General features: G+C 44.9%; 1 protein-coding gene. It reads right to left on the bottom strand.

Features of this window, described 5'->3' with window-relative positions; genetic code table 11:
* Nucleotides 1–132 precede the first annotated feature (132 nt).
* Nucleotides 133–651 (bottom strand): M10 family metallopeptidase C-terminal domain-containing protein (locus tag HMPREF2907_RS00230; protein ID WP_070679067.1); only part of this gene is annotated, 519 nt, incomplete at its 5' end.

Genomic DNA, 651 nt, shown 5'->3' with positions numbered 1-651 from the left:
TTAGACGACGTTTTTATTGAATCAGCTTAGAATGAACTGACGATTTGTTTCAAATAATGTTTATTTTAAATCTTTGCTTTGGAGTTTAAAAAGCAGATTCATTTCAAACTGTCGGTTCTTTTTCACGGGTCTTTATCCGATGATATTGGATGCATCCAACCATTTTGATGGATCGTCGCTATCGGATTTGGCAAATACGGTGCTACTGCTTGAACCTGCTGCACGATAAGCAAGAGTCTGCTGCTCTGTATCAAAGATGAGATAAGGATGGTCTTTTTGGAGAATGACCTCAGGGTCTTTGTAAACGAACATCTTTGACCAGCTCAAATTGGCGTTGCTGCCAGTCAGCAATGAACGCATACCAGATAGGTCGAGTTTATCCGTCTCAGGGTTAAAGTCGAGCAAACGATCTATGCTGCCTTCACGAATATCTGCTGCAGTAAAGGCGACAGTGTCTCTGCCTGCACCTGTTATGATGGTGTCGCTACCCAAGCCGCCTGCAAGATAGTCATCTCCGTCTCCTCCGTTGAGGTGATCATTTCCATTGCCACCTGACAGGGTGTCGTTGCCGCCCATGCCGTACAGGAAATCGTTGCCTTCTTCACCACTCAAGCGGTTGTTGCCGCTGTTGCCTATCAGAATATTGTTAGA

It is taken from the genome of Neisseria sp. HMSC055H02 (assembly GCF_001813335.1).
GTDB lineage: Bacteria > Pseudomonadota > Gammaproteobacteria > Burkholderiales > Neisseriaceae > Neisseria > Neisseria sicca_C.
This window is presented reverse-complemented; position numbering and strand designations above follow the sequence as displayed.